The 17,816-nt window shown below is 70.8% G+C and carries 16 protein-coding genes; 5 read left to right on the top strand and 11 right to left on the bottom strand.

All coding sequences use genetic code 11. The features are described from left to right. Positions 1-106: 106 nt before the first annotated feature. A complete protein-coding gene (locus LWF15_RS17320) occupies positions 107-1,009 on the bottom strand; it encodes a LysR family transcriptional regulator (RefSeq protein ID WP_232811876.1) in 903 nt (300 codons plus the stop codon). A gap of 161 nt (positions 1,010-1,170) precedes the next feature. Here LWF15_RS17320 and LWF15_RS17315 point away from each other — a divergent pair, with 161 nt between their 5' ends. Continuing rightward, positions 1,171-1,704 carry a calcium-binding protein gene (locus LWF15_RS17315; protein ID WP_232811875.1) on the top strand — a complete coding sequence of 178 codons (534 nt, stop codon included), beginning with the start codon at positions 1,171-1,173 and terminating at the stop codon, positions 1,702-1,704. 57 nt (positions 1,705-1,761) lie between these two features. Here the strand turns inward: LWF15_RS17315 and LWF15_RS17310 are convergent, their stop codons facing one another. The 5 genes from LWF15_RS17310 to LWF15_RS17290 all read right to left on the bottom strand — a co-directional run bounded on the left by LWF15_RS17310 (position 1,762) and on the right by LWF15_RS17290 (position 8,183). Beyond that, complete coding sequence (locus tag LWF15_RS17310; protein ID WP_232811874.1) at positions 1,762-2,148, bottom strand: DUF2500 domain-containing protein; 387 nt, start codon at positions 2,146-2,148, stop codon at positions 1,762-1,764. A 306-nt stretch (positions 2,149-2,454) separates the two neighbouring features. Next, positions 2,455-5,391, bottom strand: a complete 2,937-nt coding sequence (locus LWF15_RS17305; protein ID WP_232811873.1) for a vitamin B12-dependent ribonucleotide reductase — start codon at positions 5,389-5,391, stop codon at positions 2,455-2,457. Positions 5,392-5,679: 288 nt separating this feature from the next. Beyond that, positions 5,680-6,174: a transcriptional regulator NrdR gene (gene nrdR, locus LWF15_RS17300; RefSeq protein WP_232811872.1), complete on the bottom strand. Its 495-nt coding sequence runs from the start codon at positions 6,172-6,174 to the stop codon at positions 5,680-5,682. A gap of 603 nt (positions 6,175-6,777) precedes the next feature. Then, the gene (locus LWF15_RS37605) at positions 6,778-7,143 is read right to left on the bottom strand and encodes a LysM peptidoglycan-binding domain-containing protein (RefSeq protein ID WP_232811871.1); all 366 of its coding nucleotides are present in this window, start codon (positions 7,141-7,143) and stop codon (positions 6,778-6,780) included. A gap of 605 nt (positions 7,144-7,748) precedes the next feature. Then, on the bottom strand, positions 7,749-8,183 hold the full coding sequence (locus tag LWF15_RS17290) for a hypothetical protein (protein WP_232811870.1): 435 nt from the start codon (positions 8,181-8,183) through the stop codon (positions 7,749-7,751). Positions 8,184-8,543: 360 nt separating this feature from the next. Here LWF15_RS17290 and lexA point away from each other — a divergent pair, with 360 nt between their 5' ends. Next, positions 8,544-9,278: a transcriptional repressor LexA gene (gene lexA / locus LWF15_RS17285; protein WP_232811869.1), complete on the top strand. Its 735-nt coding sequence runs from the start codon at positions 8,544-8,546 to the stop codon at positions 9,276-9,278. A 354-nt stretch (positions 9,279-9,632) separates the two neighbouring features. Beyond that, entirely contained in the window at positions 9,633-9,893 is a 261-nt protein-coding gene (locus LWF15_RS17280) for a hypothetical protein (protein ID WP_232811868.1), read from the top strand. A 3-nt stretch (positions 9,894-9,896) separates the two neighbouring features. Here the strand turns inward: LWF15_RS17280 and LWF15_RS17275 are convergent, their stop codons facing one another. Then, on the bottom strand, positions 9,897-12,023 hold the full coding sequence (locus tag LWF15_RS17275) for an ATP-dependent DNA helicase (RefSeq protein WP_232811867.1): 2,127 nt from the start codon (positions 12,021-12,023) through the stop codon (positions 9,897-9,899). Between the two features lie 245 nt (positions 12,024-12,268). Between LWF15_RS17275 and LWF15_RS17270 the strand changes: the two genes are divergently transcribed. Next, positions 12,269-12,748 carry an ATP-binding protein gene (locus LWF15_RS17270; protein WP_232811866.1) on the top strand — a complete coding sequence of 160 codons (480 nt, stop codon included), beginning with the start codon at positions 12,269-12,271 and terminating at the stop codon, positions 12,746-12,748. Between the two features lie 18 nt (positions 12,749-12,766). Here LWF15_RS17270 and hflX read toward each other — a convergent pair whose 3' ends face one another. Then, positions 12,767-14,251: a GTPase HflX gene (hflX, locus tag LWF15_RS17265; RefSeq protein WP_408623500.1), complete on the bottom strand. Its 1,485-nt coding sequence runs from the start codon at positions 14,249-14,251 to the stop codon at positions 12,767-12,769. 127 nt (positions 14,252-14,378) lie between these two features. Between hflX and LWF15_RS17260 the strand changes: the two genes are divergently transcribed. Next, complete coding sequence (locus LWF15_RS17260) at positions 14,379-15,020, top strand: class I SAM-dependent methyltransferase (RefSeq protein ID WP_232811864.1); 642 nt, start codon at positions 14,379-14,381, stop codon at positions 15,018-15,020. 84 nt (positions 15,021-15,104) lie between these two features. Here LWF15_RS17260 and dapF read toward each other — a convergent pair whose 3' ends face one another. From dapF to LWF15_RS17245, 3 genes are read right to left on the bottom strand one after another with little or no spacing between them, the layout of a single operon-like run. Next, positions 15,105-15,977 (bottom strand): diaminopimelate epimerase, encoded by an 873-nt coding sequence (dapF, locus tag LWF15_RS17255; protein WP_232811863.1) that lies wholly within the window; start codon positions 15,975-15,977, stop codon positions 15,105-15,107. Next, positions 15,974-16,918, bottom strand: a complete 945-nt coding sequence (miaA, locus tag LWF15_RS17250) for a tRNA (adenosine(37)-N6)-dimethylallyltransferase MiaA (RefSeq protein WP_232811862.1) — start codon at positions 16,916-16,918, stop codon at positions 15,974-15,976. The genes dapF and miaA overlap by 4 nt, the downstream gene beginning before the upstream one ends. Beyond that, the gene (locus LWF15_RS17245) at positions 16,915-17,745 is read right to left on the bottom strand and encodes a class III extradiol ring-cleavage dioxygenase family protein (protein ID WP_232811861.1); all 831 of its coding nucleotides are present in this window, start codon (positions 17,743-17,745) and stop codon (positions 16,915-16,917) included. Before LWF15_RS17245 ends, miaA begins: the two co-directional genes overlap by 4 nt. Positions 17,746-17,816: the final 71 nt, after the last annotated feature.

The raw sequence follows: 17,816 nt of genomic DNA, 5'->3' as shown, positions 1-17,816 counted from the left end.
GCTGCCCTTCGCCCGGCTGAGCTGATCGTGACAGCCGGGGGCAGGGCCGTCGATAGCCCGGGGTGATTGAGGGAGACCATTTCTCTCTCAATCCTATAGACATTATCTATAGCTGGGTGACGGCTTCCGGCACATCGCCGAACATGGTGGTGGCGAGGGCCAGGAACTGCTCGCCCGGGCTGCTCAGCCCTCGGGACCGCCAGATCAGGTGCACCGCCGCCTTGGTCGGCCGGCGCAACGGCAGCACCCGCGCGCCCCGCCGGGCGGCGTCCTCGGCCAGCCCCTCCGGCAGCAGCGCAGCCCCGGCCCCGGCCAGCACCAGCGGGATCACCGAGGCCAGGTGGGCGGTCTCCACCGCGATCTCCGACGCCTCGCCGGCCACCTGCAGCTCCACGTCGAGGAGCTCGCGCAGCGCGGTGCCCCGCAGTGTGCAGATCAGCCCCACCGGCACCAGCTCGGACACACTCACCGAGGTCAGACCGGGCAGGGACCCCGGCGGGAGCACCGCCACCAGCCGGTGTTCCAGCAGCCAGCGACTCTCCAGCACGCCCGCCGGCGGGGTTCCGTCGACGAGACCGAAGTCCGCCTCGCCCGAGCGCACCTGGTCGAGCACCTCGGAACGGCGCACCGGGTCGCCCACGCTGAACTGCACGGCCGGGTGGGCCTGCCGGAACTCGCCGATGATCTGCACCAGCGGTTCCACCGCCCACAGGGTGTTGGAGATGATCGTCAGCCGGCCGAACCCGACGTCGCTGACGCTGCGCACCGCGGTGGCGGCGAGCTGGAACGAGCGCAGGGTGCGCCGGGCCGGGGCCAGCAGGGCCTGGCCGGCGGCGGTGAGACGCACCCCGCGCCCCAGCCGCTCGAACAGTACGGAGCCCAGTTCGCGCTCCAGGAGCCCGATCGCGTGGGACAGGCTGGGCTGGGCGATGGTGAGGGCGGCCGCGGCCCGGGTGAAGCTTCCACACTCCGCAACCGCGAGGAAGTACTCCAGCTGACGACGCTCCATCGCCCCAAGGTAGGGGCAAACGTCCGCAAAGGAACCAGGTCGCAGGCGGAAGATGAGAAGCCCTTCATCTCCCTCTCCTGTTCGGCTCACGCCCGCCCGGTGAAGTTGTCATCAGTCCGGAGAGCCGGACCGCACGAAGACCACCGCACCAAGGAGTGAGCATGTCCCGCAAGCTGACCCGCACCGTCCCCTTCGCCGTCACCGCTGCCGCGGCCATCGGCGCCGGAACGTTCCTGCTGGCCGCGCCTGCCTCGGCCAGCTCCGCGCCGAAGGCCGCCGCCACGTTCACCTGCAACGGGGTGAAGGCGACGATCGTCGGCACCAACGGTGAGGACGAGATCAACGGCACGAAGGGCCGCGACGTGATCGTCGCCCGCGGCGGCGAGGACGAGATCGACGGCCGGGGCGGCAACGACCTGATCTGCGGTGGCGCCGGTGAGGACGAGATCGACGGCGGCACCGGGGCCGACACGGTCTACGGCGGCACCGGTGAGGACGACATCGACGGCGAGTCGGGCAACGACAAGCTGTACGGCGGCTCCGGCGGCGACGACATCGACGGCGGCAAGGGCGCCGACCGGATCTGGGGCAACTCCGGGGCGGACGACCTGGACGGCGGCCCCGGCCGCGACAAGATCAACGGCGGCCCGGGCCGCGACGACATCGACCAGGGCGACGACAACGACGACGACTGACCGGTTCCTCGAGCGGCTCCCGGGGCGTCAGGCCGGACCTGACGCCCCGGGCCGCGCTCAGCGGTCCTGCGGGGTGCGGTCGAAGCCCTTGAACCGGCTGCCCTGATAGGTGAGCCGACCGCGGTCGCCCTCCAGGATCGTCCCCCACTGCTGTCCGAGCACCGGGAACTCGACCCGGTCGTGGCCCTGCACCTCGAAGGTCAGGTAGTACGCGTTGCTCGCGCTGTTCTCGCTGCGCCGGACCTCCTGCCGCTTGGCCACCACGACGGCCGGCACGGTGAGCAGCGGCGAGGCGTTGTCGCGGCTGCGCTGGGCCAGTCCCTTGTAGATCGCGAACAGGATCCCCGTCAGGATCACCAGGGCGACAGCGCCGAACACCACGAAGAACCCGACCGCGAACAGGTCGAGCGACCCGTCGAAATCCCGGAACATCTCGTCTTCCATCGGTTCCTCCCACGCTCCACCCCGGTGCCTGCCTCAGTACAGACGCGGCACCCTGGCCTTTCGATGCACGCAGCCGGCTGTGATCTGTTCGCCGGCCCTGTCACCGGATCGGCGGGCAGGCGGGCGCGGGGGCCGGAGACCGGGGCTTGAGGTCGGCAGGCAGGACCCAGGGCCCTGGTGAGCGTTCTCCGCTTGCCAGGGCCCCCTTTTCAGCTGTTCCGGACGCACCCACGAGCTGGTGGGTACGAACGCGCCAGGGGCGGCGCCGAAGTCTCTCGGCACCGCCCCTGGTCGGATCCGGACAGGTCAGCTGCAGCCGGAGGTGCTGCCGCAGCCCTCGCAGACGAAGCAGGAACCGGCCGGGCGCATCTTCGTGCCGCAGGTGAAGCACATCGGGGCGTCGGCCGTGCGGCCCTGCATCGCCTCGAACAGCTCGGCCGAGGAGTGCACCGCGGTCGGCGCCGACTTCGCCGTGGCGGCCCCGCTCACGTTCACCACCGGGAGCTGGCTGGTGGCGTGGCCCGTGGTCAGCGGCTGCACCACCTCGGGCTGGGCCGGGGTTGAGGGAGCCGACTGGGCCAGGTTCTCCAGCTCCTCCTCGACGTCCTCGCTGTCGTCCTCGGCCGGCAGGTAGGAACCGGTCTCCAGTTCGCGGGTGCGCTCCTCGGCCGAGTAGATGCCCAGGGCCGAGCGCTCCTCGAAGGACAGGTGGTCCAGGGCGAGGCGGCGGAACACGTAGTCCATGATGCTGGAGCTCATCCGCACGTCCGGGTCGTCGGTCAGGCCGGCCGGCTCGAAGCGCAGGTTGGTGAACTTCTCCACGTAGGTCTGCAGCGGCACCCCGTGCTGCAGGGCGATGCTCACCGCCACCGAGAACGAGTCCATCATCCCGGCCAGGGTGGAGCCCTGCTTGCCGAGCTTGATGAAGACCTCGCCGAGGCCGTCGTCGGGGTAGGAGCCGGCCGTCATGTAGCCCTTGGCGCCGCCCACGGTGAAGCGGGTGGTGATCGAGGGACGCGACTTCGGCAGGCGCTTACGGGTCGGGCGGTACTCGACGACCTTCTCGACGACCTTCTCGACCTTGGCGGGCTCCTCGGTCTTCTTCGCCTTGGCGTCCGACAGCGGCTGGCCGACCTTGCAGTTGTCGCGGTAGACGGCCAGCGCCTTGAGGCCGAGCTTCCAGCCCTGGAAGTACACGTCGGCGATGTTCTCGACGGTCGCGGTCTCGGGCAGGTTGACCGTCTTGGAGATGGCGCCGGACAGGAACGGCTGGGTGGCCGCCATCATCCGGACGTGGCCCATCGGACGGATCGCCCGCTGGCCCATCGCGCAGTCGAAGACCTCGTAGTGCTCGGCCTTCAGGCCGGGGGCGTCGATCACGTGCCCCTTCTCGCCGATGAACTCGACGATGGCCTCGACCGTCTCCTCGGCGTAGCCGAGCTTGCGCAGCGCCCGCGGGATGGTCTGGTTGACGATCTGCATCGAGCCGCCGCCGACCAGCTTCTTGAACTTGACCAGCGAGAAGTCCGGCTCGATACCGGTGGTGTCGCAGTCCATCATGAAGCCGATGGTGCCGGTCGGGGCCAGCAGCGAGGCCTGCGCGTTGCGCCAGCCGTTCTGCTCACCGATCTTCAGCGACTGCTCCCACTCCTTGGTGGCGGCGCGCTGCACGGCGATGTCCATCGGATGCATGGTGCGGATGGTGTCGTTCGCGGCGGCGTGCTTGCGCATCACGCGGCGGTGCGCCTCGGCGTTGCGCTGGTAGCCGTCGTAGGCGCCGACGACCCCGGCGAGCTCGGCGGAGCGGCGGTAGGCCGCACCCGTCATCAGCGAGGTGATCGAGGCGGCCAGGGCCCGGCCACCGTCGGAGTCGTAGCCCAGGCCGGACTCCATCAGCAGGGCGCCCAGGTTGGCGTAGCCGATGCCCAGCTGGCGGTAGGCGCGGGTGGTCTCGGTGATCGCCTCGGTCGGGAAGTCGGCGAAGCAGATCGAGATGTCCATCGCGGTGATCACGATCTCGACGGCCTTGGTGAACTTCTCCACGTCGAACGAGCCGTCGTCCTTGACGAACTTCAGCAGGTTCAGCGAGGCCAGGTTGCAGCTGGAGTTGTCCAGGTGCATGTACTCGGAGCAGGGGTTGCTGGCGGTGATCCGGCCGGACTCCGGGGTGGTGTGCCAGTCGTTGATCACGCCGTCGTACTGGATGCCCGGGTCGGCGCACTCCCACGCCGCCTTGGCGATCTTGCCGAACAGCTCCTTGGCATCGACGTGCTCGATCACCTCGCCGGTGGTGCGGCTGGTCAGGCCGAACTGCTCACCGAACTCGACGGCGCGCATGAACTCGTCGCTGACCCGGACCGAGTTGTTGGCGTTCTGGTACTGGACGCTGTGGATGTCCTTGCCACCCAGGTCCATGTCGAAGCCGGCGTCGCGCAGGGCGCGGATCTTGTTCTCCTCGCGCGCCTTGGTCTCGACGAACTCCTCGATGTCCGGGTGGTCGACGTCGAGCACTACCATCTTGGCCGCGCGCCGGGTGGCCCCGCCGGACTTGATCGTCCCCGCCGAGGCGTCGGCCCCGCGCATGAAGGAGACCGGGCCGGAGGCGGTGCCGCCGCTGTTCAGCAGTTCCTTGCTGGAGCGGATGCGGGAGAGGTTCAGGCCGGCGCCGGAGCCGCCCTTGAAGATGAAACCCTCTTCCTTGTACCAGTTCAGGATCGAGTCCATCGAGTCGTCGACGGACAGGATGAAGCAGGCGCTGACCTGCTGCGGGGCGCTGGTGCCGACGTTGAACCAGACCGGGGAGTTGAACGCGAAGACCTGGTTCAGCAGCATCCAGGTGAGCTCGTGCTCGAACACCTCGGCGTCGTCCTCGCCGAGGAAGTAGCCGTTGTCGCGACCGGCCTTGGTGTAGGTGAGCACCACCCGGTCGATGAGCTGCCGGAGGCTGGACTCGCGGGAGTCGGTGCCGACCGCGCCGCGGAAGTACTTGGTGGTGACGATCGTGGAGGCGTTCAGGCTCCAGAAGTCGGGGAACTCGACGCCCTTCTGCTCGAAGATCGTCTCACCCGACTTCCAGTTCGTCTGGACGACGTCCCGGCGCTCCCAGGTGACCTGGTCGTAGGGGTGGATCCCCTCGGTGGTGTAGACCCGGCCGATCTTAAGACCGGTGCGGCGCACCTGCGGTGCTCCGTTGCGGGTCTTCCGCGACCCCTGGCCCGACTGGCCTGAGACGGTCTCCGTCATTCGTCCGTTCCCCTTAGTTGCTGTGCCTGGGCCCGGGGTGACCCGGGCGACGGCGTACTCGTGCCGATATCGGCGCTTTGGTGAATTGCGTTGTGGTGCAGGCGTGTTGCTAATTGCGGTGCAGGTGCAATGGTTCGGGTGGTGCCGGCGGAGCGTGGTGCCTGCCGTCCTGGCGCAGGGCAGAGCGGTGGCGCCCGGCCGTACTGGTGACGCTGGTGGTGCGGTGTGTCTCTGCGCCGAACCGCCGTCGCCCGGCCTTCCCCTGCCTGGCGACGGCGGTGGTCGATGTCAGGTGGCGCTGGAGGCCGGGGGGTTGCCCGGCTCGACGCCGGTCGGCTCCCGTTCGGCCCGGAGCACCGTGATCGCCGACTCGAAGTCCTCGAGCGACTCGAAGGCCTGGTAGACGCTGGCGAACCGGAGGTACGCGACCTCGTCCAGTTCCCGCAGCGGCCCCAGGATGGTCAGGCCCACCTCGTGCGCCTCGATCTCGGCGCAACCGGTGGCCCGGATGGTCTCCTCCACCCGCTGGGCCAGCCGGGCCAGGTCGTCCTCGCCGACCGGGCGGCCCTGGCAGGCCTTGCGGACGCCGGTCATGATCTTGGTCCGGCTGAACGACTCGGTGGCGCCGGACCGCTTGACCACCGTGAGGCTGGCGGTCTCCATCGTGCTGAAGCGACGGCCGCACTGCGGGCACTGGCGGCGCCGGCGGATCGCGGCGCCGTCGTCGGTGCTGCGCGAGTCGACCACGCGGGAGTCGGAGTTACGGCAGAAGGGGCAGTTCACGACGACTCCTCCCAGGAGACACGCAGAGAGCGGACCGTACCCGGACAGACCGGGCGCGGGGACGGCCGAAGGAACGGATGACTCCGCCCTGTGGGCAATCACTAACTAGATGTGGACCGCTTACAGCCCTGTAACTACTACATCTAGGGGTAACGCTAGGACGATGACCAACGACATGCAAGCTGCCCGAACCCCTTGCGCGCCACCCGGCAGCCGTGGTCAGGCCACCCTCGAGACGCCCCTGCGAAGATCCTGGACATCCGCCCCGGATCGTGATCCACACCGATCGACCACTTCCGGAACGAGCCCCCGCCCTGGTCCCGATCATCCGGAACCCGTGCTCGCGACCTGCATCGTTGCCCATTGCCTGCTCCTGCCGGGCGATTACCGCGCGCAACTATAAAGCTACTTATGGTCATGACCGAGAGGCGTCCGGATCGCGGATGATCTTGTCGGGCCCTCCCGCGACACGCCGACCGCCCGTGGCGAGGACGACAGGCCGGGTCGGGCCACCGCCGGAAAGACTGCCAGATCCGCACCCGGAAAGAGAACCGAACCCCAACATCTAGTGCCCACAGCTTGTCACCGGCCGAACATGCGGAGTTAGTTGCCCGGAAGGGCGATACGCTGACCGGCCGCCACGGCGGGGTCGGTGAGCGCGTTCAGATCCATGATGTCGGCCACCGTCTCGCTCCGGTCGCCCTCCGGGTCCACCTCGCCGGCGATGGCCCACAGCGTCTCGCCCGGCAGCACCACGCGGTAGGAGACCGACACCGGCTGCACGTCAGAACCCGCCTCAGCCGTGCGGTTGATCAGGAGCACCCCGGCCAGCACGGAGGTCGACGCCAGCAGGGCAGCCCCGGCCCGCACCACCACCTGACCACGCCGCGTCAGCCGCAGGGCGTCGCGCTCCGGTGCCGCCGGAACAGCGCCCTGAGCGGGCGCAACCTGACCAGCTCCGCTCCGCACCCCAGAAACCCGCTGAGCCGCACCTTGCTCTACCTCGCCCGGCACCCCGGACGCCCGCCCACCTGCGCCGCGCTCCACTCCGCCCGGCGCCCCAGACGCACGCCGAGCTGCGCCCTGCCCCGTTCCCGGCCGGTCGGCACTACCCCGCTGGGCCGCAGGCCCGTGACCAGCCTTCGACGAACCACCCCGACCGCCGACCTCGATGTCACTCAGATCGATGGACTGGGTGCCGGCCAGGACCGAAGCCCGCTGCACCGCACCCCGGCGATGCTCAGCACCAGCCCCGTGGCTCTGCCGGCCCGGGCCAGGCCGCCCCGAAGCGGTGACCGACTGCCCCTTACCCGCCCCACGTGCATGCCCGGAGTTACTCCGCTGAACCCGCTCTTCAGGCACAGCCTGCCCCTGGGCGGGCAGCCGCACACCCCGGCCAGGCTCATGCCCGCTACGCCCCAACACGATGGCCCGCTGTCCGGGGGCGCCGACGGCGCGCCGCTCCCCCTGCGCGCGCCCCGCAACTACTGAGGCCCGCTGGACCATTTCACCCGATCGGCCCACGGCACCACCTGCTCGGCCACCCCCAGCCGAGCCCACCCCACCCCGGTCGCCTACCCGCTCGCCGCGCACAACCTGCCCGGCACCACGCCCGGTCCGCTCCCCACCGCGCCCGGCCGACTGCCCACCGAGCACACCCCGGTCAGCACCACGCCAAGCTCGATCAGCACGCTCGCCGCGACCAGCCTTAGCCGGCTCAGCCAGGCCGCCCCCGACACGCCCGGCCTCGCCACTACGTCGCAGCGCGCGACCGCCCGCCCCCGAACGACCCGGAACGGCGCGCCCCGCACCTCCCGGACCACCTCGTCGTCCCCGCACACCCGACTCACCCGAGCGCCCGGAAGCCCGCTTACCGCCCACGCCCGCCCCGAACGTCCCCAGTTCTGGATCTTCTTCCCCACGCGAACGCCCGATCCCGGCGAGCCGACCGAACTGCCCGAACCGGCCCAGATCCCCCAGACGCCCCAGAAACCCGGAATCGCCTCCACTGAAACTCTTCTCGACATCCGACGCACATTCCCCCTCGCGCACGAGACGCAGGTGCGGACGCTCCCCGGCAAGCACGGGACGGCCGGACCGAGAGCGCTGCGAGGCCCGGTTACGGGCGGACGAAGAAGCAAACGTCAGGCTCATCCTTCGACTCCAATGCGATGGGTTCGGGATCTGAGGCGATCGGGACCGGGCGAGAGGTGTTCGAACACAGGTTCGATCGAACACATGTCCAATGTCTACCACTCACCGGCGACAAACTCGCGACACGTTCGAACACTTGTTTGAAAGTGTCGCCGCGCTTCCCTACGGTGATCGTGTCCGGCGGACTGCCGGGCACAGGGTCATGGAGGTGGCAGATGGCAGACGATCCGACCGCCGGCGCGGCGGTGTCGGAGAAGGGGGGCGCAACCGTGCGCACGCTCCCCGACGGGCCCCCCGACGGCGACGGCCTCACCGTCCGCCAGCGGCGGGTGCTGGAGACCATCCGGGAGACCGTCGACCGGCGCGGCTACCCGCCCACCATGCGCGAGATCGGCGAGGCGGTGGGCCTGACCAGCCCCAGCAGCGTTGCGCACCAGCTGTCCAGCCTGGAGAAGAAGGGGTTCGTCCGGCGCGACCCGAACCGTCCCCGGGCGATCGAGGTGATCATGCCGGGCGAGCGCCAGGCCGCCTCACCGCAGTTCGCGGACGAGAACGGCAACCGCGACACCCAGCCCTCGCCGTCCTACGTGCCCCTGGTCGGCCGGATCGCCGCCGGTGGCCCGATCCTGGCCGAGCAGGCGGTGGAGGACGTCTTCGCCCTGCCCCGTCAGCTGGTCGGTGACGGCGAGCTGTTCCTGCTCAAGGTCGTCGGGGACTCGATGATCGACGCGGCGATCTGCGACGGCGACCTGGTCGCGGTCCGCCGTCAGCCGGTGGCCGAGAACGGCGAGGTGGTCGCGGCGATGATCGACGGCGAGGCCACGGTGAAGACGTTCAAGCGGAAGGACGGCGACATCTGGCTGCTGCCGCACAACGAGGCCTACAAGCCGATCCCGGGTAACGACGCGACGATCCTGGGCCGCGTGGTCGCGGTCATGCGTCGCGTCTGAGAGCCCGGAGGCCGCAACAGCGCCGCCCCAAGGCCGAAGCAGCACTGCCGCACACCCGAACGGCGCCCGCACGGAAGCGCGCGCACAAGAACCGGAGCCGGTTCCGCCTGGCCTGCGCGGAGCCGGCTTCGTGACGTCTGCAGGCGGCCCGGTGTTCGATATATCACCGGCTCCGAAAAGGGGACCGACAGCTGGACCAGGCCGTTCCGACCAGGTCGGCACGCTACTGTCTCCGGACGTCAAAAGTGTTTCGGGCCTGGGAACCGACGGTGACGTGACCGTTGCCCCGCCCCAGGCGGCTAAGAGACCGATCCGGATTCCTCACCGGCTCGGCCGGACAGGAAGGATCGAGCAGTGACCGATCCCGTTCTCGACCTCACGGTCGTCGAGCTCGACTCGGCCGTTCGCGCCGTGGTCGCCCGTCAGCTGCGGGTCCCCGCCGACGGTCTGCCCGACGAGCTCCCCGCGGTGCTCGACACCGACGAGGCCTCGCGCCCCCGGCTGCTGAACGCGATGGGTGAGGCCCTGGACGTGACCTTCCCCGACGACTTCCTCGACGGCGTCACCACCATCGACGAGCTGACCAGCGCGGTCCGGGTCTCCCTGCGGGCCTGAGGCTCAGGCGTCCTCGGCCGCCCCGTCGATCCGCCGCAGGGCCTCGAGCACGACCTTCTTGTCGGTCGTGGTCCAGAACGGCGGCAGCGAGGCGCGCAGGAACCCGCCGTACCGGGCCGTGGCCAGACGGGGGTCCAGCACGGCCACCACGCCCTTGTCGCCCGATGAGCGGATCAGCCGGCCGACGCCCTGGGCCAGCCGGAGGGCGGCGTGGGTGGCCGCGATCGACATGAACCCGTTGCCCCCGGCCTTGGCCACCGCCCGCTGACGGGCGGAGGCCAGCGGGTCGTCCGGGCGGGGGAACGGGATCCGGTCCACCACGACCAGCTGGCACGAGGGCCCCGGCACGTCCACGCCCTGCCAGAGGGTCAGGGTGCCGAACAGGCAGGTGCGCGGATCCGCCGCGAACTCCTTGACCAGGGTGTTCATGCTGTCGTCGCCCTGGCACAGGATCGGCACGTCGAGCCGGTCGCGCAGTTCCTCGGCGGCGGCCTCGGCCGCCCGCCGCGAGGAGAACAGCCCGAGCGTGCGCCCTCCGGAAGCCCTGATCAGCTCTTCCAGCTCGTCCATGGCCTGCGGCGACGTGCCGTCCCGGCCGGGCTGGGGCAGGTGCTTGGCCAGGTAGAGGATGCCTTGCTTGGGGTAGTCGAACGGGCTGCCCACGTCGAGGCCCGTCCACTCGGGCGCGCCCTCTCCCCCGAGGCCCACCGAACCGGCCGCCGAGTCGAAGGTGCCGCCCAACGTCAGCGTGGCCGAGGTGAGCACCACCGTGCGGTCGGCGAACAACCGCTCGCGCAGAAGCCCGGCCACCGACAGCGGCGCCACGTGCAGCCCGACCCGTTCACCCCCGTCCGGGCGCCGGGTTCGGGAGATCCAGACCACGTCGTAGGCCTGGGCCTGGGCGGCGGCCGAGATCAGCCGCTCGGCCACGTCGAAGACCTCGGTGACCGCGGCCCGGGCGACCTGCAGGGCTCCGTCGCCCTCACCGCCCTTGTCGTCCTTGGCCAGCTGCTGGATCGACGAGACCACGGCCCGGGCCGTGTCGCGGACCTGGGACACCGCGGCCAGAAGGCCCTCCGGCACCGCGTTCTCGAACCGCCCCGCGGGCAGCCCCTCGAGCACGCCCTCCAGCGTCTCGCCGGCGACCTCGAGCATCGTGGTGTCACCGACGCCGACCCGACGGGCACCCCGGGCCGCGGACTCCACCATCGAGGCCGTCATCTCGTCGGTGGTCACCGACGTCACCCGGTCGGCGAACTCGTGGGCCTCGTCCAGCACCAGCACCTCGTGCTCGGGCAGCATCGAGCGGCCCTCGAACGAGTCGATCGCCACCAGCGCGTGGTTCGTGACCACGATGTCCACCTCGCGGGCGCGTTCCCGGGCCAGCTCGACGTGACACTCCCCGGCCATCGGGCAGCGGGAGGCACCCAGGCACTCGTGGGCACTGACCGAGACCTGGCGCCAGGCCTTCTCCGAGACCCCGGGCACGAGCTCGTCCCGGTCTCCGGTGCGGGTGGTCTCGGCCCATTCGCGCAGCCGCACCACCTCACGGCCGAGCTTGCTCGCGGCTGCGCTGTAGGTGACGCCGGTGGCGGGCGCCGGGTGGTTCACCGCCTTGTCGGCCTGGTCCAGCACCGGGAGCTCGGCCGGGGAGTCGAACAGCGTGTCGTCGTCCGGGAAGCCGCCCGCCAGCTTGTGCACGCAGACGTAGTTGCGGCGCCCCTTGACCAGCTGCCAGCTCGGCGAGCGGCCGAGCTCACCGGTGAGCGCGCCGGCCAGGCGCGGCAGGTCACGCTCGACGATCTGCGCCTGCAGGGCGAGCGTGGCCGTCGAGATCACCACCGGACGCTCGCTGTTCACCGCCTTCTTGGCCGCCGGGACCAGGTAGCCGAGCGACTTGCCGGTGCCGGTGCCGGCCTGGACCAGCAGGTGCCGGCGGGCGTTGATCGCCTCGTCGACCGCCTCGGCCATCTGCACCTGGCCCTCGCGCGGGGAGCCACCGATCTCCGAGACCGCGGCGGCGAGCAGCTTGGCCACCCGGCGGCGGCGCTTCCTGGGCGCCCCTTCGGCCGGTTGCCCGGCCTCCTCCTCGAGCTGCTCGTCCGGCTCGGGATCGGGGGTGGAAGCCATCGGACCAGCCTAACGGGCCGTACTCCAAAGACCTGAATATGGGACTCTGCGCCCCGGCAAACCGCCCCCGTACTGCACCTTTGTCTTTAGCTTGACCTTCAACCATCAAACCGCGGTGGGGCGGTCTCGCGCGGAACAGGCGGAGGAGCGAGCTGATGAGCGCCACCAGGCGTTTGGGAGCGGCAGTAAACCGTTCCAGTCGACGGCATCTCGACTGCCGGCACGAATCCTGGAGGGCTACCGCGGTGACGACCCCCGGCGCGCGGGCTCCAGGGAGTCGCGAGCCCGAGGGGATACTTTCCTGGACGCTCGACGCAGAGGACGCGGCGATGGTGCCGCGGGTACGCCGCCTGGTGATGGCGGCTCTGCGCAGCCGGGCGGCGGACGACTGTGACGAGGCCGAGTTCGACGCCGCCGAGGTGGTGGTGGCGGAACTGCTGAACAACACCTTCGCCCACACCCCGGGCCCGGCCTGGATCGCCCTGAGCTGGGACGGCCCGCATCCCCTGGTCAGCGCCGCCGACCTCGGGCCGGGATTCGGCGACCGCCCGGAACTGCTCGACGAGCAGAGCCGGCTGGTCCCCTCGCTGCCCGAGGACGCGCTGTCCGAGCACGGACGCGGGCTCTACCTGGTCGCTGAGCTCACCCACGACCTGGTGGTGACTCCGCGCCCGACCGGCGGTTCCGTGGTCTCGGTGACGCTGCGACTGCATCGCCGCCGATGACCACGGAACCGGTGCGGTTCAGGAAGCCGCGACTTCCTGCCGGTACGGCTCCAGCACGTGGGCCATGCCGGCGCTGACCCGGGCACTGATCCGCGTGCCCTCGGCCACGTGCTCGGACGAGAGGATCTCGCCGCGCTCGTGGATCTTGCTGACCAGATCGCCGCGGTCGTAGGGCACCAGCACCTCGACCTGCACGTCCGGGCGGGGCAGCTCGTCCTGGATCAGGTCGAGCAGCTTGTCGATCCCCTCACCGGTGCGCGCCGACACCGCGATCACCTGCGGCTCGCGCAGGATCAGCCGGTCGATCACCTCCGGGTCGGCCGCGTCGATCTTGTTGATGACGACGATCTCCTTGGGGACGTCGCCCTTCAGTTCCGCCAGCACCGAGCGGACCGCGGTGATCTGGCTCTCCGGGTCGGGATGGCTGCCGTCGACCACGTGCAGCAGCAGGTCGGAGTCGCCGACCTCCTCCAGCGTGGAGCGGAAGGCCTCGACCAGCTGGGTGGGCAGGCTCCGGACGAACCCGACCGTGTCGGCCAGGGTGAACTCGCGCCCGTCCGGCGTGGCCGCCCGGCGGATCGTCGGGTCCAGGGTGGCGAACAGGGCGTTCTCGACCAGCACGCCGGCCCCGGTGAGCCGGTTGAGCAGGCTGGACTTGCCGGCGTTGGTGTAACCGGCGATCGCCACGCTCGGGACGGCGTTACGGCGACGGGAGTCGCGCATCGTCACCCGGGACGTCTTCATCTCGGCGATCTCACGGCGCAGCTTGGCCATCTTGGCGCGGATGCGCCGCCGGTCGAGCTCGATCTTCGTCTCACCCGGACCACGCGAGCCCATACCGTTACCGGCTCCCACCTGGCCACCGGCCTGGCGGGACATCGACTCACCCCAACCGCGCAGACGCGGCAGCAGGTACTCGTACTGGGCGAGCTCGACCTGCGCCTTGCCCTCCTTGGACTTGGCGTGCTGGGCGAAGATGTCGAGGATCAGCGCGGTGCGGTCGATGACCTTGACCTTCACCACGTCCTCCAGGCCACGCCGCTGCGAGGGCGAGAGCTCGCCGTCGCACACAACCGTGTCCGCGCCGGTGGCGTCGACGATCCCGCGCAGCTCCTCGGCCTTGCCCTTGCCCAGGTAGGTGCCCGGGTCGGGTGAGGTACGACGCTGCAGGACACCGTCCAGCACCTGCGACCCGGCCGTCTCGGCCAGGGCCGCGAGCTCCCGGATCGAGTTCTCCGCGTCGGTGGTGCTCCCGCTGGTCCAGACCCCGGCGAGGACGACCTTCTCAAGTCGCAGCTGCCGGTACTCGACCTCGGTGACGTCCTCGAGCTCGGTCGACAACCCGGAAACTCGGCGCAGCGCCTGGCGGTCGGCCAGGTCGGTCTGGTCCCCGTCGTGCTCGCCCCAGCGGGTGTTCCCGTCGGCGAGTGCGGTTCCCTGCCGGGACAGGATGCGCTCGACGGCGTCGCTACGGTCGGCAGTGCTGCGATCCTTGATACTCAGAGCATCCTCCGTTGGTCGGTCTGGCTGGGCTTACGACATCCAGCCTTGCATGTCAACACGGCGGTGGCCAGCGAGATTCCCGCCCATGGTGAAGAGGGCCGGTGCGGGGGCCTACGCTTTGCCAGCGATGACCAGCGAATCTTCTGAGGCGGCCGAGCCCGGCGCCCACTACTTCCGTACGCCGAAAGAGGCCTCCGCCCGCCAGGAGGTCGAGATCATGCTGGCCGGGCGCGAGGTCAAGGTGACCACGGCCGGCGGCGTGTTCAGCGGGGACCGCATCGACCTGGGCACCCGGGTGCTCCTGCGGGAGGTCCCGCCTCCGCCCCCCGAGGGCGATCTGCTCGATCTGGGCTGTGGCTGGGGGCCGATCGCGCTTACCCAGGCCCTGCTCTCGCCCGCCGCCTCGGTGTGGGCGGTCGACGTGAACGAACTGGCGCTCGAGCTCACCGGTCTCAACGCCCGTCGGGCGGGGGCTGCTGGGGTACGCACGGCCACCCCGGACAAGGTGCCGGACGACGTACGTTTCGCCGCGATCTGGTCGAATCCGCCGATCCGCGTGGGTAAGCAGGAACTGCACGCCATGCTGCTGCACTGGCTCCCCCGGCTGCTGCCGGAGGCGTCGGCGCACCTGGTGGTGCAACGCAACCTGGGCGCCGACTCCCTGCACGGCTGGTTGCAGACGCAGCTTCCCGGGGGATGGTCGGTGGTGCGCGCGGGTAGCGCGAAGGGTTACCGGGTCTTGCGGGTCACCGCTCCTGCGTCGAATTGAAGACGCTCGTGGGCCTCGAACGCTGAGAGGCCGGGTCGGTGGGGTGGTTGGCTTTCGCCGACCCCACCGACCCGCTGCCTGACTTCAGACCAGTTCGCCGTCCGCCACGATCACCGCAGGGCCGGACAACTTGGCCGAATCACCCTCGCTCGCCGTGCCTTCCGCGTCGACGTAGAGCGTTCCACCGGGCACGTCCACCCGCCAGTGGTCAGGCGCCAGGTCGCCACCCCAGGCCCGGGCGGCCAGCGCCGCAGCCACGGTTCCGGTGCCGCACGAACGGGTTTCCCCCGAGCCGCGCTCGTGCACCCGCATTTTCAGATGGCCGAGGTCGGACAGCACGCTCTGGTCGTGCAGCGGCACCACGATCTCGACGTTAGTGCCGTTCGGCGGAGCCGGGTCGACGATCGGAGCGACCGAGAGGTCGAGGGCCTCGAGCGTCTCGACGTCGGGCAGGGCGACCACGACGTGCGGATTGCTCAGCGCCACCGAGAGACCCGGCAGCGGGGGTAGCCCGGGGAAGGTGACCTTCACGTCGCTACCGGCAGCCACGGCCGGCGGCCCCCCTGCGACCTTCCAGGCGCCCAGGTCGACGGTGAACAGCTCACCGCGGCGCCGCACCGGCATCACGCCACCCCGGGTGGCGATCCGCACATCCTCGCCGTCTTCCAGCTGGACCCAGCCCCGACGCAGAAGGTGTGCCACGAAGACCCGGCTGCCGTTGCCGCACATCTCGGCCGCGCTGCCGTCCGAGTTCCAGTAGTCCATGAACCACTCGGCGCTCGGGTCCTGCCCCGCCGCCGCGCTGCGCACAACGCGGATCACTCCGTCGGCGCCCAGCCCGGCCCGCCGGTCGGCGAGACGGCGGATCAGTTCCGGCGTCAGGTCGATCCCACCGTCGGGGTCGTCGAGAAGCACGAAGTCGTTCTCCGTGCCGTGGCCTTTCGCGAAAGTGGTCACGAGGTAAGGCTACGCGTGCTCGAGACGGCCTCGACCGCCCGCTGCCGCAGATCCGCGGCGTCGTAGGGCAGCCAGGTGACCCGCTCGTCCCGACGGAACCAGGACTCCTGACGCCGGGCGAACTTCCGCGTGGTGTTCACGGTGTCGACCTGAGCCTCCACCTCGTCCAGCTCGCCCTCGAGCATCCGCAGCACCTGGGCGTAGCCGAGCGCCCGGGGAGCCGTCCGGCCGTCGAGCAACCCCTCGGACACCAGCCGTACCGTCTCCTCGACCAGGCCTTCGCGCCACATCCGGACCACCCGGGCGGCGATCCGGTCGTCCAGCTCCTCGCGCGGGGCCGCCAGCCCGATCTGCACGGCCGGCACGTCGTACTCCGGCTTGGGCAGGGTGGCACTGAACGGCCGGCCGGTCAGCTCGATGACCTCCAACGCCCGGACGATGCGACGCAGGTTGGTCGGCAGGATGGCGATCGCCGCCGCCGGGTCCTTCTCGGCCAGGCGCCGGTGCATCTCGGCCGCCCCGGCCTGCTCGCCCTCCCGCTCCAGGCGCAGCCTCACGCGGGGGTCGGTGGGCGGGATCTCGAGCTGGTCGAGCACCGCCCGCACGTACAGTCCCGAGCCCCCCGCCAGGATCGGCGTCTTACCCCGGGCCAGGATGTCGTCGCGCGCAGCCCGCGCATCGCGCTGGTACGCAGCCAGGCTCGCCTCTTCGGTCACGTCGAGCACGTCGAGCACGTGATGCGGCACGCCGCGCCGGTCGGCGACCGGCAGCTTGGCCGTGCCGATGTCCATGCCTCGGTACAGCTGCATCGCATCGGCGTTGATCACCTCGCCGTCGAGCGCCTCGGCGAGATCCAGGGCGAGGTCGGACTTGCCGGTGGCGGTCGCCCCCACCACGGCCACGATCAGCGCGGGGGTGGCGGCTGCGTTCGTCTCGCTCATGCCCCGAACCGCCAGTCGGCGACCAGGTAGGCGACCCCGAAGGGGGCCGCGTCGTAACGCATCGCGGCCGCCGCCGAGCCGGGCCCGTCGAGCGCCCCCGCGATCACCTGCCAGCCGGCCCGGCCGACACAGCCCAGCTCGTCGGCCAGGGCCGGGTCGAGAGCCGCCAGGGCGTCCGGATCGACGCTGGTCAGGGCCTTGACCACCTCAGCGTCGAAGGCCTCGGCCCGCGGATCCTCGAACCCGGGCGAGCGCACCCCCCGCCGGTTGCTGCCGTCGCCCAGCACCAGCCAGGCCGAGTCCGGGCCGGCCTGCTGCTCGAGCGAGTGCCCCAGCTCGAGGCAGTCGGGTACGGAGGCGGTGGTGCACACCTCCTGCAGGATGAGCCGTCCGCTCCAGCCGGCCCGCTCCAGCAGCCACCGGGCAATGGTCAGCGACGAGGGAAGTTCCGGCGCGGTCGGCGCATGGCTCCGCGGCGCCTCGACGGCCACGCCGAACCCGGCCAGCGTGCCCCACTCCTCGGACGAGTGCCGCCACGTCCGCTCCCCCGGCCCGACAACCACGAGAGTCTGCGGCGCCGCCTCGAGCAGGCCGGACACCACCTGGTCGCAAGCCGCCAGCAGAGGACCGGTCAGGGCGGGCACCGAGACCCCGGCCCCGGCGGCCATGCCCGCGCTGTCTTCGACCGCACCGTTCTGAAGGGCGGTGCTTTCTGCGACGGGTGGCGCGCCCCCGGGCGGCTGCGTGCTTCGGGTCTGGCTGTCGTCGGCGCCGGTGAGGGCCGGGACGAGCAAGGGTGGACAAGGCACGAAGGCAGCGGCGAGCACCCCCCGACCCTAAACCCGGCAGCGCCGACGCGGACCGTGATGACGTGGGTGTGCGCTGACCGCAGAACTCG

It is taken from the genome of Kineosporia rhizophila (assembly GCF_021277265.1).
Classification (GTDB): Bacteria; Actinomycetota; Actinomycetes; order Actinomycetales; family Kineosporiaceae; genus Kineosporia; species Kineosporia rhizophila.
The sequence above is the reverse complement of the archived record's forward strand: the minus strand, read 5'-3'. Positions and strand labels throughout refer to the sequence as shown.